The 13,953-nt window shown below is 54.9% G+C and carries 14 protein-coding genes and 1 pseudogene; 10 read left to right on the forward strand and 5 right to left on the reverse strand.

What is annotated here, in order from left to right; translation table 11 throughout:
• Window positions 1-93: 93 nt before the first annotated feature.
• The 6 genes from proW (at window position 94) to AC1DU9_RS27755 (ending at window position 6,307) form a co-directional block, all read left to right on the forward strand.
• Window positions 94-1,098 carry a glycine betaine/L-proline ABC transporter permease ProW gene (gene proW / locus AC1DU9_RS27730; protein ID WP_477811086.1) on the forward strand — a complete coding sequence of 335 codons (1,005 nt, stop codon included), beginning with the start codon at window positions 94-96 and terminating at the stop codon, window positions 1,096-1,098.
• Window positions 1,099-1,167: 69 nt separating this feature from the next.
• Window positions 1,168-2,211 (forward strand): glycine betaine/L-proline ABC transporter substrate-binding protein ProX, encoded by a 1,044-nt coding sequence (gene proX / locus AC1DU9_RS27735; protein ID WP_477811078.1) that lies wholly within the window; start codon window positions 1,168-1,170, stop codon window positions 2,209-2,211.
• A gap of 86 nt (window positions 2,212-2,297) precedes the next feature.
• A complete protein-coding gene (locus AC1DU9_RS27740; protein WP_477811079.1) occupies window positions 2,298-3,647 on the forward strand; it encodes an MmgE/PrpD family protein in 1,350 nt (449 codons plus the stop codon).
• A 48-nt stretch (window positions 3,648-3,695) separates the two neighbouring features.
• Window positions 3,696-4,730, forward strand: a complete 1,035-nt coding sequence (locus AC1DU9_RS27745) for a GlxA family transcriptional regulator (protein WP_223462295.1) — start codon at window positions 3,696-3,698, stop codon at window positions 4,728-4,730.
• Window positions 4,731-4,828: 98 nt separating this feature from the next.
• A complete protein-coding gene (locus tag AC1DU9_RS27750; protein WP_223462294.1) occupies window positions 4,829-5,980 on the forward strand; it encodes an MFS transporter in 1,152 nt (383 codons plus the stop codon).
• 78 nt (window positions 5,981-6,058) lie between these two features.
• Window positions 6,059-6,307: a dimethylsulfonioproprionate lyase family protein gene (locus AC1DU9_RS27755; RefSeq protein WP_477811080.1), complete on the forward strand. Its 249-nt coding sequence runs from the start codon at window positions 6,059-6,061 to the stop codon at window positions 6,305-6,307.
• A 5-nt stretch (window positions 6,308-6,312) separates the two neighbouring features.
• On the opposite strand, the gene AC1DU9_RS27760 is transcribed toward AC1DU9_RS27755, so the two are convergent.
• Window positions 6,313-7,230, reverse strand: a complete 918-nt coding sequence (locus AC1DU9_RS27760) for an AraC family transcriptional regulator (protein ID WP_223462292.1) — start codon at window positions 7,228-7,230, stop codon at window positions 6,313-6,315.
• 165 nt (window positions 7,231-7,395) lie between these two features.
• Here AC1DU9_RS27760 and AC1DU9_RS27765 point away from each other — a divergent pair, with 165 nt between their 5' ends.
• From AC1DU9_RS27765 to AC1DU9_RS27775, 3 genes are all read left to right on the forward strand, one after another.
• Entirely contained in the window at window positions 7,396-8,445 is a 1,050-nt protein-coding gene (locus AC1DU9_RS27765) for an NAD(P)-dependent alcohol dehydrogenase (protein ID WP_477811081.1), read from the forward strand.
• Window positions 8,446-8,498: 53 nt separating this feature from the next.
• Window positions 8,499-9,521 (forward strand): alpha/beta hydrolase, encoded by a 1,023-nt coding sequence (locus AC1DU9_RS27770; protein WP_223462290.1) that lies wholly within the window; start codon window positions 8,499-8,501, stop codon window positions 9,519-9,521.
• An 88-nt stretch (window positions 9,522-9,609) separates the two neighbouring features.
• A complete protein-coding gene (locus AC1DU9_RS27775) occupies window positions 9,610-10,812 on the forward strand; it encodes an MFS transporter (RefSeq protein ID WP_457265835.1) in 1,203 nt (400 codons plus the stop codon).
• A 72-nt stretch (window positions 10,813-10,884) separates the two neighbouring features.
• On the opposite strand, the gene AC1DU9_RS27780 is transcribed toward AC1DU9_RS27775, so the two are convergent.
• Window positions 10,885-11,628 (reverse strand): SDR family NAD(P)-dependent oxidoreductase, encoded by a 744-nt coding sequence (locus AC1DU9_RS27780; RefSeq protein WP_477811082.1) that lies wholly within the window; start codon window positions 11,626-11,628, stop codon window positions 10,885-10,887.
• 12 nt (window positions 11,629-11,640) lie between these two features.
• The gene (locus AC1DU9_RS27785; RefSeq protein ID WP_477811083.1) at window positions 11,641-12,048 is read right to left on the reverse strand and encodes a DoxX family protein; all 408 of its coding nucleotides are present in this window, start codon (window positions 12,046-12,048) and stop codon (window positions 11,641-11,643) included.
• A 95-nt stretch (window positions 12,049-12,143) separates the two neighbouring features.
• Between AC1DU9_RS27785 and AC1DU9_RS27790 the strand changes: the two genes are divergently transcribed.
• Window positions 12,144-12,524 (forward strand): winged helix-turn-helix transcriptional regulator, encoded by a 381-nt coding sequence (locus AC1DU9_RS27790; protein ID WP_477811084.1) that lies wholly within the window; start codon window positions 12,144-12,146, stop codon window positions 12,522-12,524.
• 269 nt (window positions 12,525-12,793) lie between these two features.
• On the opposite strand, the gene AC1DU9_RS27795 is transcribed toward AC1DU9_RS27790, so the two are convergent.
• Together AC1DU9_RS27795 and AC1DU9_RS27800 are read right to left on the reverse strand one after the other, a co-directional pair.
• Window positions 12,794-13,663 carry an isocitrate lyase/PEP mutase family protein gene (locus tag AC1DU9_RS27795; RefSeq protein ID WP_477811085.1) on the reverse strand — a complete coding sequence of 290 codons (870 nt, stop codon included), beginning with the start codon at window positions 13,661-13,663 and terminating at the stop codon, window positions 12,794-12,796.
• A gap of 166 nt (window positions 13,664-13,829) precedes the next feature.
• Window positions 13,830-13,953 (reverse strand): annotated as a pseudogene (locus tag AC1DU9_RS27800) (LysR family transcriptional regulator); the annotation flags it as partial.

Genomic DNA, 13,953 nt, shown 5'->3' on the forward strand with positions numbered 1-13,953 from the left:
TCCAGTTGCCGTGCTGGATCGCCAAGGTGTGTTCAAAGGCACGATCTCCAAGAGCCTACTGCTTCAGACAATGAGCCGACACTAACAGGCTCTATTTGCTGGCTTGCCAGGCTCGGACATTCAGGTGATGACATGAACGAATTCAATTTTCTAGACCCATTTCAATCCATCAACGTCCCTTTGGGCCAATGGGTAGAAGTTGCCCTGAATTTTCTGGTTCATAATTTCCGTGAGGTATTCCGCTCGATCAGATGGCCAATCGACCAGGTACTTAATGGTATTCAGTTCGGATTGTTGGCTATTCCTCCATCAATATTCATTATTGTTGCGACGCTCTTCGGCTGGCAGGTAGGAGGGAAAAAGATAGGCATCCTTTGTCTCATCACCCTCACCCTCTTAGGAGTGATCGGCGTATGGAACGACGCCATGATCACCCTCGCCCTGGTGCTCACTTCACTGTTTTTCTGTGCAGTTATTGGCATACCGCTGGGTGTCCTGTGTGCCCGGAGTGACCGGCTGGAGATGCTTCTGCGGCCGGTACTCGATGCAATGCAAACACTGCCTGCATTTGTTTATCTGGTACCCGTGGTGATGCTGTTTGGCATCGGCAACGTACCGGGAGTACTGGTCACGATCATCTTTTCAGTAGCGCCACTGGTCAGGCTCACCAATCTGGGAATTCGCCAGGTACCGGAGGACAAGGTTGAAGCAGCCCGCGCTTTCGGATGCACCCCACGCCAAATGCTGAGGCGGGTTCAACTTCCTTTGGCTGCACCGACGATCATGGCGGGTCTGAATCAGGCATTAATGTTGTCACTTTCCATGGTGGTGATCGCATCAATGATTTCGGTTGGCGGGTTGGGGATGATGGTACTTCGAGGGATTGGCCGCCTTGATATGGGCTTGGCAACCGTCGGTGGATTGGGGCTGGTATTGCTGGCGATCTTCCTCGACCGACTGACCCAGGCAATGGGCGAACGCAGTAACAGGGCAACCAAAGGTGAGCACTGGTACCAGACCGGCCCGGTGGGTGTCATTTATCGCTTGAAGAGAAAAAACGCTGTTACGCAAATAAAAGTCAGTCCCAAAGAGAGTTAACTCCGCTAAGCGGCGCGTCGTGAACCAAAAGAAATGCCAACTTCTTTAATCCAGCCAAGGCAAACGATAATGAACTTCACAACATTCGGAATAAAACAGAAATTCATTCACTCTGTGGCGCTTTTAGTACTAGCGGTTTCCCCTGTTTTCGCATCAGCCGCCACGGCGCAGGAGCCCGGAAAAGGGGTATCGATCACTCCAATTTTCCCGTCAATTGCCGAAGAGCGATTTCGCGGAGAGATTGCAATGGCGGGCCTCAAGGAATTGGGCTACGACGTTGAGACTCCCAAGGAAACCGAGTACTCCACCATGATGGTAGCGATTTCCAATGGTGACGCTGATTTCTCGGTTCATCTGTGGGAGGAGCTACACAAGTCTTTCTACGAGAAGGCCGGCGGCGATGAGACGATGGTGAAAACCGGCGCTATTATGCCGGGCGTACTACAGGGCTACATGATCGATAAGAAAACGGCTGATGAGTATCACATCACCTCTATCGATGATTTGAAAAAGCCAGAGATTGCCAAGCTGTTCGATAGTAATGGCGACGGTAAAGCAGACCTGACAGGTTGCAACCCCGGCTGGGGCTGTGAGCTGATCATTGCCCACCATATGAAAGCCTATGGCCTGGAAAAAACCGTCACAAATAACCAGGGCTCCTATTTTGCCCTGATGGCCGACACCATTGCTCGTTATAAAGAAGGCAAGCCGATTCTCTATTACACCTGGGTACCTCAGTGGATCTCCGGTGTTCTGGTCGAAGGTAAAGATGTGGTTTGGTTAACCGTGCCGCGTACGGATCTCCCGGGTGGCAAAAACGATACCAACACTACCTTCAATGGTAAAAACCTTGGTTTCGCGGTAGACAGTGTCAGAGCGGTCATCAACAAAGAGTTCGCCGAGAAAAACCCGGCGGCCGTGAAGTACCTGTCTGAGATGCAGATCACTACCGACGATGAAAGTGCGCAAAATCTCAAAATGCACAATGGCGAAAAAAGTGCAGCTGACATTACCCGGCACGCCAAAGAATGGATCGCGGCCCATCGCGCGAAATACGACAGCTGGCTGGCAGACGCACGCGCCGCGGCAAATACCGCCACCGCAAAGAACTAGTCCCTTCTTATAAATCTGCATAAAAGGTTGCTCTTCACCGGGCAACTTTTTATCCGTTTCGGCGTTCATCACTCGGGAATATTGAAATGCAGTTGTATTCATTCGTCCAGAATTTCAGTTACAAGGACGCGCCCCTGCATACACGCGAGTTGGTTAAAACTTGCCTGCTCGACATCATTGGCGTGGCCGCCGGTGCTCGCAATAATCAAACCAGCGTGATGCTCAAAACCTACGCTGACACCCACTGCTCTGCCAACAAGCTGTCCAGCCGCCTCTGGTTCGACGGCAGAGCCGTACATCCATTGGGCGCCGCGTATGCAGGCGGTTTCTGCGTTGATAGCCTGGATGCACATGAAGGTCACTTCACCTCCAAGGGGCATGCGGGTGCAACCGTTGTCCCGGCCATTGTTGCATTGGTTGACGCGTATCGCAGTCAGGGCAAAGACATCAGCGGCGAAGAATTCCTCAGCGCACTGTGCATCGGTTACGAGACCGCGTTACGGGCGGGCCAGGCATTGATGGCCACCGCCCCTGAATATCATGCCTCAGGCGCCTTTTCCGGGATCGGGGTCGTTTGTGCCGGTGCCCGCCTGCTGAAGCTTGATGAAACGACATTCCGTCATGCGCTGGGTATCGCGGAATACTTTGGCCCCAGGTGCCCGATGATGCGCCTGGTGAGCTTTCCGACGATGTTGCGTGATGCCCACGGCGCCGGGGCGTATGCCGGACTGAACGCATTACTGATGGCACAGCTCGGTGTCACGGGCGCTCCAGCCGCCACCGTTGAACCTCTGGAGATTTCCACTTTCTGGCAGGACATCGGAACCCGTTGGGAGATCGACGAGCAATATTTCAAACCGTGGCCGGTATGTCGCTGGGCGCAACCGGCACTCACGGCCATGACCGATTTGATGCGAGCACATCCAGTCATCACTGCTGAGTTGATCGAGACCATCGATGTCGAGACATTCCACGAGTCTGTGTGCTTGCAGGGGCATTTTCCGAAGAATGCGGATGAGGCCCAATATGCGCTCGCATTTCCACTGGCCGCCTTGATCGTTCATGGAAAGCTGGGCCCTGACGAAGTCACCGGGGATTCCATTCATGCGCCGGACATCTTGAACATCAGCGGGAAGATAACCCTACATGAGGCGCCCGACCTGTCCGCCAGGTTCCCTGAGGAAATTCTCTCCCGCGTCATAGTCGCCCTGAAAGACGGCACGCGTCTTACGAGCCCCACCGCGACGGCCAAGGGCGACCCCGGCAACCCTATGTCGAGTGCCGAACTCACGGCTAAATATCATTTGCTGGCTGATGACAGCTTGGGATCCACGCTCAGCAATGCGATCAAGAACGGTGTTGAAGCACTGCCTGAGAGCGATGACTGCCAGTCATTCTTTGATTTGTTGCTGTCTGCTCCAAAAACCGCTGTCTAGATTGCGCAACGGTTTCGCAGCTATTGGTAAAGGTGTCAAAGAGGATTTATGCCATTCGTATTCGAGAGCGTGCTTAAAGACAAGAACATGGGGTACTCCTGTACGGCGCAGAAACCATTAATGCCGCAGGCGGTGACTCGTGTAGCTTTCGTGCTTTTGAACAATTTCTCGATGATGTCGTTCACCGGCGCTATCGATGCACTGGTGACCGCCAACCTGATTAACGAGACACCGGCGTTTGAGGTGTTGACGGTCGGCATCAAGAACCGCCTTGTAATGAGCGATCTGGGAATAGCAATTTCAGCGGACCTGGAGTTATCCCAACTACCGGATCGTATCGACGTTCTCATTGTCGCTGGTGGTTTGCGAGTGAAGCTGATCAGCGACCCGCTGTTACGGCGCAAGCTACGTAACGTCGCATCTCTTGGCGCGACCATGGGCGGTTTGTGGAATGGTGCGTTTTTTCTGGCGGAAGCTCAGTTAATGGACGGTGTCGAGTGTGCCTTCCATCCAGATGGGCGAGCGATGATGGAGGATGTTTTCCCCAAAGTCCTGGTCACTTGTCGGACTCACGTATTGGATAGAAACCGTATCACATGCGCCGGCGCCAGCAGTTCGTTACGAATGATGCTGGAGCTCATCACCGCTAAACAAGGCGTGTCGCTGACCCACGCTGTCGAGGAAATACTCAGTTGCGATCAAACCGCTGAAGTCTCCGGGATATCGACTGTCATCGTTGACACTGACCCCACCTTGCCACAAACCCTGAAGCTCGCTTTAGAACTGATGCAAAAGAACATCGAAGAGCCACTATCGATCGACGAACTGGCTGAATGTGTGAAAATTTCCCGACGACAATTGGAGCGGCGTTTCTGCCGATTCGTGGGCGCCACGCCCACACGCTACTACCTTGAGCTGCGCTTGACTCGAGCGCGACAGCTTATTCTGCAGAGCAATCGGCCGATCACCGATATCGCGATTGCGACCGGCTTCTGTAGTTTCGCCAACTTCCATATGCGCTTTCGTGACTTCTTTGGCGTCGCGCCAAGCAGTTATAGAGCAACGTATGAGCGCAGGCGCTAAGTTTTCCGAAACCCGGGCACGCGACAAACATACGAAACCCGCACCGTCTAAGCCGAGTAAACGATGGCTGGCATCATCGATAAGGATTACCGAGAATTATGAATGCTCCATCGCCGGTATTAATACCCACGGCTAACCACAGCGAGCGGATGTCTACACGCATTGCCTTCCTCATCGCGGGCCTGCTCATGTCCGCTTGGGCGCCTCTGGTTCCATTGGTTAAAGCACGCGCCGGCCTGGACGATGGTGGCCTGGGGTTGCTGCTGCTTGGCCTTGGCGGTGGATCTATTGTGGCCATGCCCTTCGCTGGGTATCTCACTGCGCACTATGGATGCCGACCAGTCGTAATCTGGGCGACGATTGTCTTGTGTGCCGTTCTTGCGCTGTTGAGCACCGTGGCCTGGCTGCCTGGCTTGGTCATCGCTGTCACTATTTTCGGTGCCAGTATGGGCATGCTTGATTGCGCCATGAACATACAGTCCGTCATCGTCGAGAAAAACAGCGGGCAGGCACTTCAGTCCGGCTTCCATGGCCTTTACAGCGTCGGAGGCATATTGGGCGCCGGGGCGATGACCGCTCTGCTGACCCTGGGCCTGCATCCGTTGATTGCGGCGCTCTGCATCGTTGCCACCGTTTTGGGAGCGCTTTACAAGGCAGCGCCTGCTTTTCTGACTTATGGCACTGAACGGGGTGGACCAATGTTCGCGGTGCCCAGGGGTATCGTGCTGCTTTTAGGGACGCTCTGTTTCATCGTCTTCCTCACTGAAGGTGCAATGCTTGACTGGAGCGCAGTCTTCCTTGTCTCGAGCCGAGGGTTAGAGCCGAGCATCGCCGGCTTGGGCTACGCATCCTTCGCCGCTGCGATGACGGTGGGCCGCCTGACGGGGGACGCCATCGTCAGCAAACTGGGCGGCGTGCGCGTCGTTGCGCTTGGCGGGCTTTGCGCAGCCGCGGGCATGATTGTGTCGCTCGGAATCGATGGCTGGCCCGCGTCCTTGGTCGGCTACGCCTTGGTCGGGGCTGGCTGCTCGAACATTGTCCCGGTGATCTTTACCGCTGTAGGCCGGCAGCAACGTATGCCACAGGCGGTAGCCATCCCCGCTGTCATCTCGATGGGCTACGCGGGCATTCTGATCGGTCCCGTGTTTATTGGGGCGGTCGCCCATCTGAGCACCTTGTCGTTCGCACTGGGCTGTCTGATTGTTCTCCTCGTTTTTGTCAGTGCAACAGCACGATTTCTTCGTAATTAACCCAATCGTTTCCGGCGCGATTTCAGCATTGGCCATGGCGAATCGAACGCTTCGTCCAGAAAACCAGGAGGCATCTCGATGGATGTATCACTGAATTCTCAAAGTGACCTGCCATGTTCAACTTTGACAGTGGGGTTGGCGGTAATGGAGCCCGAACTTTGCTATCCGTACCACAAGCATCCTCCGGCAGAGTTTTATGTCGTTTTATCGGAAGGTTACTGGTACCGAAAAGATGTCGGCTGCATGACACTCAGCTACCTGGTTAAATCAGACATGGAGCCGTCGGCAAGCGAAGCCATCATCAATCACCCCTCAAGTACGCATTGATGTTGCTACCCCTGCCCTCGTAGCGCCGCAATATCTCTCTTGGGGGGGACGCCAAACAATCGACTGTATTCGCGGCTGAACTGGGACGGGCTTTCATATCCGACCTTGAAAGCGGCGCTGGATACGTCCTGGTGTTCATTGAGCATCAACCGTCTTGCTTCATTCAGTCGCAGCCATTTTTGATACTGCAAGGGGCTCATTGCAGTGAGTCGGCGGAAGTGGTGGTGAAAGGTCGGAGCGCTCATCTGCACCCGGGCCGCAAGTTCGTCGACGCGAAGCGCCAAGGTGTAATTCAACTTCAGCCAATCGATGGCTTTCGCGATCCGATAACCTTGCCCATCGACAGACGTTATTTGTCGCAGCCGGCTCGCCTGATCACTCTGCAAGAGACGGTAGTGAATCTCGCGTTGGATCAAGGGTGCAAGGACAGGGATGGACTCCGGCTCATCGAGCAGTGCCAATAAGCGCTCGAACGAGGCCAGCATAGCTGGTGTCACGGAACCAATTCCTACCCCCTTCGCAACTGATCGATCACGGGTTGGCGGCAGGTCACTTTGCGCTATCAGCTCAGCCAGCATGCGTAGATCGAGTTTCAACGTCAGCCCCAAGCATGGTTGTTCCGGGCTTGCCGTCAGCACTTCTGAATTGGCAGGCAAGTCCAATGAGGTGATCAGAAACCGCGATGTGTCATAGGGGTAGCCCTCGCCACCTACCCAGAGCTGTTTCTCACCTCGGGCTACGAGGATGATGCTTGGCTCAACCATGCAGACGATGGGCGGTGCTGGATGCTCGCGCCTGAAGAAGACGAGACCTGTAATGGCCGTTCCGAAATCACCTGGTTTCGATATCTGCGCGCCGATGATCTGCGCAAGCCTTTCTTGTGGCGATGTCTGTTGAGGAGCTGTGTCGGGGTTGTTCGTCATATTCGTCTTATACCTCTTCACAGAACTCTAACTCGCCAGCTCCCGACCGTCCTGAAAAAAAACAGAGACTCATAGCATCAGGCAAGTAATCCAGCTAAATGCACTACAGAGAGCCTTGGCAGACCGGGAAAATGTCCATCCGACAAATCCTTTGAGGTCTCTCCCATGCTTGTACAAGCCTATGGCGCTCACGCGGGCGACAAACCCCTTGAGCCGATGCAGATCAATCGCCGCACGCCTGCAGCCCATGATGTTCAGATCGATATCGCCTTCTGTGGCATCTGCCATTCGGATTTGCACCAAGTGCGCGCCGAGTGGGCAGGCACGCAATTTCCCTGTGTACCGGGTCACGAAATTGTCGGTCGCGTATCGGCGGTGGGCGCACATGTAGCGGATTTCAAAGTGGGCGATCTGGTCGGTGTCGGCTGCGTCGTCGACAGCTGCAAGCACTGTGACGACTGTGACACAGGTCTGGAAAACTACTGCGATGAGATGGTCGGTACCTACAACTTCCCGACACCGGATGCACCTGGCTGGACGCTGGGCGGCTACTCGCAAAACATCGTGGTGCATGAGCGCTACGTGTTACGCATCCGCCATCCCGAGGCGCAACTGGCTGCCGTCGCCCCGCTGCTGTGCGCGGGCATCACTACTTACTCTCCTCTGCGTCACTGGAACGCCGGCCCAGGCAAGAAAATAGGCGTGGTCGGCATCGGCGGTCTGGGTCACATGGGCATCAAGTTGGCCCACGCGATGGGTGCCCACGTTGTGGCGTTCACCACCTCTGAATCCAAGTGCGAGGCGGCAAAGGAGTTAGGCGCCGATGAGGTGGTCGTATCGCGCAACCCTGAAGAAATGGCGGCACATACCAAGAGTTTCGACCTCATTCTCAACACCGTCGCAGCCCCACACGATCTTGATGCTTTTTTGGTTCTGCTCAAGCGTGATGGTGCGCTGACGCTAGTCGGCGCACCGGCCTCGCCGCATCCGTCACCCAACGTGTTCAACCTGATCATGAAGCGCCGAACGATTGCCGGCTCGATGATCGGAGGCATCCCGGAAACACAGGAGATGCTGGATTTCTGTGCCGAGCACAGCATCGTCGCCGACATCGAACTGGTTCGAGCAGACCAGATAAATGAATCCTACGAGCGAATGCTCAAGGGTGACGTCAAGTATCGCTTCGTGATCGACAACGCCTCGTTGGCTGACTAAACGCCTGAGTCAAAAACTCCAGTGAACAACCATTCAATCGAAAGGAATATGCAGTGAAAGGAATTTTGCTAGCCCTAGGGCTGCTTGTTATCTCTTTTTCTTCAATGGGAGCCAACATGTCGAACGGCGCAGACAACTTCTACTCCAGCGATAAAGTGATCGTAGAAAAGGTTAACTTCAAGAACCAATATGGCATGAAGGTGACAGGTAACCTGTTCACCCTCAAAGGACTCGAACCGCAATCAAAGAGTGCAGCGATAATCGTCGGTCACCCTATGGGTGCAGTAAAGGAGCAGAGTGCGAATCTTTACGCCACTAAAATGGCCGAGCAGGGATTTGTCACGCTATCACTGGACTTGTCGTTCTGGGGCGAAAGCGAAGGTACGCCTCGCCAAGCGGTTTCGCCCGATATTTACGCCGAGGACTTTAGTGCAGCCGTGGACTATCTCGGCACTCGCCCGATCGTCGATCGAGAGCGTATCGGTGTCATCGGTATCTGCGGCAGTGGCAGCTTCGCCATCAGCGCCGCCAAGATCGATCCACGTCTGAAAGCCATCGCCACGGTCAGCATGTATGACATGGGGGCGGCCAACCGTAACGGCCTCAAGCACTCAGTAACGTTGGAACAACGCCAGCAAATCATTCGCAATGCGGCGCAGCAGCGTAACGCGGAATTCTGGGGCGGCGAAGTTCGCTATACCAGCGGCTCACCACTAAAGCTGACCGGCAACGCTGTGGGTGATGAGTTCTATGATTTCTACCGCACTGCGCGCGGCGAGGTCACCCCCGCTGGCGCATCGCCGCAAACCACTACCATGCCAACGCTGACCAGCAATGTGAAGTTCATGAACTTCTACCCGTTCAACGACATCGAGACCATCTCCCCGCGCCCACTGCTTTTCATTACGGGCGCCACGGCGCACTCAAGGGAGTTCAGCGAGGACGCCTACAAACGGGCGGCCGAACCCAAAGAGTTGCTGATCGTTCCAGATGCCGGGCATGTGGATCTTTACGATCGGGTCAATTTGATTCCCTTCGCCAAGTTGACCACGTTCTTCAACAGTCATCTGAAGTAATCGGATCGGCGACCCACACGGGAACCGCTCCTCTCTCGTGGCTTCGCTTCGGGAGCCGCGACGCTTCACGCAATACAGGATTTATTCAATGACCCATCTTCCCACCTCCAGTGAAGCTCAACATTCATGGAGCGCTGTCCTGGCCATGTCACTTGCCGCCTTCGCACTGGTGGCATCGGAGTTCATGCCCGTCAGCCTGCTGACACCCATTGCCGCCGATCTGCATATCACCGAAGGACAAGCCGGTCAGGGCATTTCCGTTTCGGGGCTGCTTGCCTTATTCACCAGCCTTCTTATCCCTTTGGTGGCGGCGCGGGTTGACCGTAAACCGCTACTCCTTTCTCTGACGCTGTTGATGATCCTTTCCGGAACCGTGGTCGCGTTCGCACCGAACTACGGGGTATTCATGATCGGGCGCGCGCTGATCGGTGTTGCAATTGGTGGCTTCTGGTCACTGTCGGCGGCAACCGCCATGCGCCTTGTGCCTGATGACCAGATCACGCGTGCCATGGCAATCGTCAACGGCGGCAACGCTTTGGCGACTGTGATTGCAGCACCATTGGGCAGTTTTCTCGGCGCCTTGATTGGCTGGCGCGGTGCATTTTTGTGCATCATCCCAGTCGCGACAGTCGCTTGTGTATGGCTATCTGTAAGCCTTCCACCGATGAAATCGCAAAGCGGTTCAGGCACTGGAAACGTCTTCAGGTTAATGAAAAGCGTACCGGTCGCGTTAGGCATGGTGGCGGTCAGTGTGTTTTTCATGGGCCAGTTCATGCTGTTTACCTATTTGCGCCCATTCCTTGAAACGGTCACGCACGTCAGTGTCTCCATGCTGTCTTTTATGTTGCTCGTACTGGGCCTGGCGGGACTTGCCGGAACCTTCCTGATTGAAGCGTTCTTGAAAAATGGCCTGCATCGAACCCTCATCGTCATCCCGATCTTTATGGCGATGATTGCACTGGCGCTTGTTTCATTCGGTAGCTCGGCGACCACCACGACCGTCTTGCTTGGCGCATGGGGACTGGTTGCGACTGCAGCGCCCGTGGGATGGTGGACATGGCTGGCGAGAACGTTGCCAGACTCAGCTGAAGCTGGAGGTGGTTTAATGGTGGCGATCATCCAACTCGCTATTGCGTCTGGCGCAACTGTTGGCGGGCTGGTCTTCGACTCGAGCGGCTATCAAGTGACCTTCGAATTGAGCGCCACCTTGCTAGGCGTGGCGGCCGTTCTTGCCTTCCTGGCTGGACGTGCAGCATCGCGGGAGCCTGTTGCATCGGTAAGCATTGCTTGAAATAACCGCAAGACACGCCAAGACATGTCTTGCGGTTTCGGTGGAGGTACGCTCGAAAATTGGACGTTCCCGTCAGCGTGCGCTGTCGATGATTTGGCCACCGTCCGGAGTAAGGCTGTAACCCGTCAGGAACTGCGCATCCTTGCTGGCAAGGAACAGCACGACCGGCGCAATATCCTCTTCGGGCGATCCATAACGGCCAAGTGCGTTAGTGGGTGCGGGCGCATTGGCCGCTGCCCCCCAAGTGTCTGCGACCGGCATGACATTATTTACCGTTATCTTGTCAGCGCCCCACTCCCTCGCCGCCGAACGGGTCAGGGCACGCACCGCCTCCTTTGCCATGTTGTAAGGGGCATAACCCTGCAAGCCGATGACACCGGCCAACGATGCAAAGTTGATGACTCTACCCTCCCCGCTGGCTTTCAGGTGTGGGTAGCAGGCTTGCATCGTCCGCAGATAGGCAATCGGCCCCATTTCCAGATTGCGTTGCAATTGCTCGGTCGACAGTTCGAGTACCGACGAAAAGACCGCCGAAGGGTCAAAGGCATTGTTCACAAGGATGTCGATCTGGCCATATTCAGCAACGACCTTTTCCACCGCGCTTTTGATCTGATCCGGGTCGGCGATATCACACACCACTCCGAAAGCGATGCCCCCCGCTGCCTGGATCTCGGCGACGACACCCGCGACATTTTCAGCCGTGCGGGAAACAACGGCCACTTTCGCACCTTCTTCTGCAAACAGCTTGGCCGTCGCACGTCCGATGCCACGGCCGGCGCCAGTTACGATGGCTACTTTTCCATTGAGTCGGGACATGTGGATCTCCAGTTAATTAGGGGTTACTAGATGTGCAGTTGTTACTTGGCCGTAGAGTGACGGCACTTCACGAGCAGCGTTTTGGGTGAGGAAAGAAGCGACCAGCAACACGAGGCAAATAGCCGCCGGCAGGGCACCACGAGGCTTGCGGACATTGATGTGCGCTAACGCCGAGAGCAGCAGGTGATAAAGCATGCCGGCATAGGCGAGGTCGCTAAGCGGCACGTTGATGCGCAACAGAATGGCGCCCACCGCCAGGATCTTCACTGCAATGAGCATCGGCATCAGGTTGGCGGGATAGCCGAGGTCGGCGAGTGCTTGACGAACCCATTCTCTTTTAACCAGGTACAAAGTCGCCGAGGCCAGATACAACAACGACAGCAGCGTCGTACTGATCCAATAAATGTAGATTTCAATCATGGGGTGTTCCTAAGCAAGCGTTAATGCGTCGACTTAGGTCAAAGATGTCGCCTAATATGAAAAGCTACAAGTAGGATGAAAAAGTGGTACTTAGTATGGAAAACCAGACTATTGATGACGATCAGATCAACATGCACGAGGAAATGCGCCGTGCATTTGCGCTGCTCTCAGGCAAGTGGAAGCTGGAAATCATGTGGTTGTTGAACCAGCGAATCTATCGCTTCGGAGAACTTCGCAAGGCGATCAGCGGCATCACCCAACATATGCTGACGGCACAACTTCGTGAGCTCGAAAACGATGGCCTGGTGTCGCGAACAGTCTTCGCGGAAGTGCCCCCGCGCGTCGAATATGAGATGACGGCAAAGGCCCGAGCGCTCGGGCCAACGATGGAGGCACTCGCGTTGTGGTGGAGCGAGTACGGGAAAAGCGTGCCGGTAAAGCCGAACTCTCGCGGTCGCAAACCTAAAAGCGGTTAAGCATTGAATGTTGTCGCCCAAACCTTCGAAACGCTCTCAAGCAGGTATCAGCCAATCGCAGCTAAGGCGAAAATACTTAGGGCTTCGAGCGCTTTGTTGAGAAGAAAAAAGCTTCCAGATCGCTCCGGAAGCAAACTGCTGAATACGCAACCAAGGGTGACCAATCCGCATGAGTGCGAGTGCTCTTCTCGGCACGCCAATCATGCTTGCGGATTCAAGCAGGAGGAAACCTGTAGGCAGAGCAACGGGAGCTGATCAGGAGATTTTCATCACGCCTGAACATCCATGAAGTCCCTGGCCCAATTCAAATATGTTTCCGGCAACGTGTAGGTATAGGCCAGCTCGGTTGCGCTTAAATTTGATGTGCTGCGAGTGAGCTGGCGTTGTTCACGAAGGCAGTCATAGGTCGCTTTGATGGAGGCGAAATAAGCACCATGACCTGCAACAATGATTCGTACACCTAGCTTGGCTAGCCGTTCGTTGTCGTTGAGTCTTGGGTTTCCGTAAGTGACCAACATCAGTGGAATCGTGATGTGCTCCGCGATCTGTTCGAGGTGCGCGAAATCCTGTACGCCAACAATACAAATGCCATCCGCGCCGGCCCGTTGATAAGCGCGAGTTCGGTGAATGACCTCATGCACCGGTAAAGCTGATGCGTTGGTTCGAGCAATAATCGAAAGCTCCGGATCAACGCGTGCTTCCAGTGCGGCACGCACTTTGCCTACGCCCTCTTCAGTGCTGATGAGGTCTGTTGATTTACACCCGAACTGAGCCGGAAGGAGGGTGTCTTCAATTGTGAGCGCCGCCATTCCTGCGCGCTCCAACTCCTGGACAGTTCGCATGACGTTGAGTGCATTTCCGTAACCGTGATCGGCGTCAGCGATGACGGGCAACTGCGCCACACGACCTATTCTGGCCGCTTGTTCGACAAACTCAGACAGGGTAATGAGTGCGAAGTCTGGTGCAGCCAGAACCTGCAGAGATGCAACTGATCCCCCCAGAATACCCACTTCAAACCCGAGATCGGCGGCAATGCGTGCTGACATCGGATCAAAGACTGAAGCGGTCTGAAAACAGTTACTGGATGCCAGCAGCTCGCGAAACGAATGGCGTAATGCTTGGTGGGAAACTCTGGGCATGATCGCTCCTCACTGTGGCCGTCATCGTGTGAACGATCAGTGCCAACTCAAAAGTGCGGCGAGACTATCACGCAAAAAATAGCGGGTGATGACGTTTCAGAATGACCCGATGCGCAGACGTCATTACCCATACTTGAGGGATATTTTTCGCGCCTGGGAGCTTCGATCAACTGGCTGTTTTGCCATGGAGATCGCGGGAAGCTCCTTCGAGGGTTTTCCATAAGTTGCGCATCGTAGGGTTCTCATTGGTGATGGAGCAGTAGGAGCGTATCTCCAGTCGCGTACTCCAT

Source organism: Pseudomonas sp. P4_C1 (assembly GCF_056402155.1).

What these genes read in the sequence shown, in the direction of transcription:
- proX (WP_477811078.1), top strand. Translation starts at nt 1,168, where the DNA reads ATGAACTTCACAACATTCGGAATAAAACAGAAATTCATTCACTCTGTG.
- AC1DU9_RS27740 (WP_477811079.1), top strand. Translation starts at nt 2,298, where the DNA reads ATGCAGTTGTATTCATTCGTCCAGAATTTCAGTTACAAGGACGCGCCC.
- AC1DU9_RS27745 (WP_223462295.1), top strand. Translation starts at nt 3,696, where the DNA reads ATGCCATTCGTATTCGAGAGCGTGCTTAAAGACAAGAACATGGGGTAC.
- AC1DU9_RS27750 (WP_223462294.1), top strand. Translation starts at nt 4,829, where the DNA reads ATGAATGCTCCATCGCCGGTATTAATACCCACGGCTAACCACAGCGAG.
- AC1DU9_RS27755 (WP_477811080.1), top strand. Translation starts at nt 6,059, where the DNA reads ATGGATGTATCACTGAATTCTCAAAGTGACCTGCCATGTTCAACTTTG.
- AC1DU9_RS27760 (WP_223462292.1), bottom strand. Translation starts at nt 7,230, where the DNA reads ATGACGAACAACCCCGACACAGCTCCTCAACAGACATCGCCACAAGAA.
- AC1DU9_RS27765 (WP_477811081.1), top strand. Translation starts at nt 7,396, where the DNA reads ATGCTTGTACAAGCCTATGGCGCTCACGCGGGCGACAAACCCCTTGAG.
- AC1DU9_RS27775 (WP_457265835.1), top strand. Translation starts at nt 9,610, where the DNA reads ATGACCCATCTTCCCACCTCCAGTGAAGCTCAACATTCATGGAGCGCT.
- AC1DU9_RS27780 (WP_477811082.1), bottom strand. Translation starts at nt 11,628, where the DNA reads ATGTCCCGACTCAATGGAAAAGTAGCCATCGTAACTGGCGCCGGCCGT.
- AC1DU9_RS27785 (WP_477811083.1), bottom strand. Translation starts at nt 12,048, where the DNA reads ATGATTGAAATCTACATTTATTGGATCAGTACGACGCTGCTGTCGTTG.
- AC1DU9_RS27790 (WP_477811084.1), top strand. Translation starts at nt 12,144, where the DNA reads ATGGAAAACCAGACTATTGATGACGATCAGATCAACATGCACGAGGAA.
- AC1DU9_RS27795 (WP_477811085.1), bottom strand. Translation starts at nt 13,663, where the DNA reads ATGCCCAGAGTTTCCCACCAAGCATTACGCCATTCGTTTCGCGAGCTG.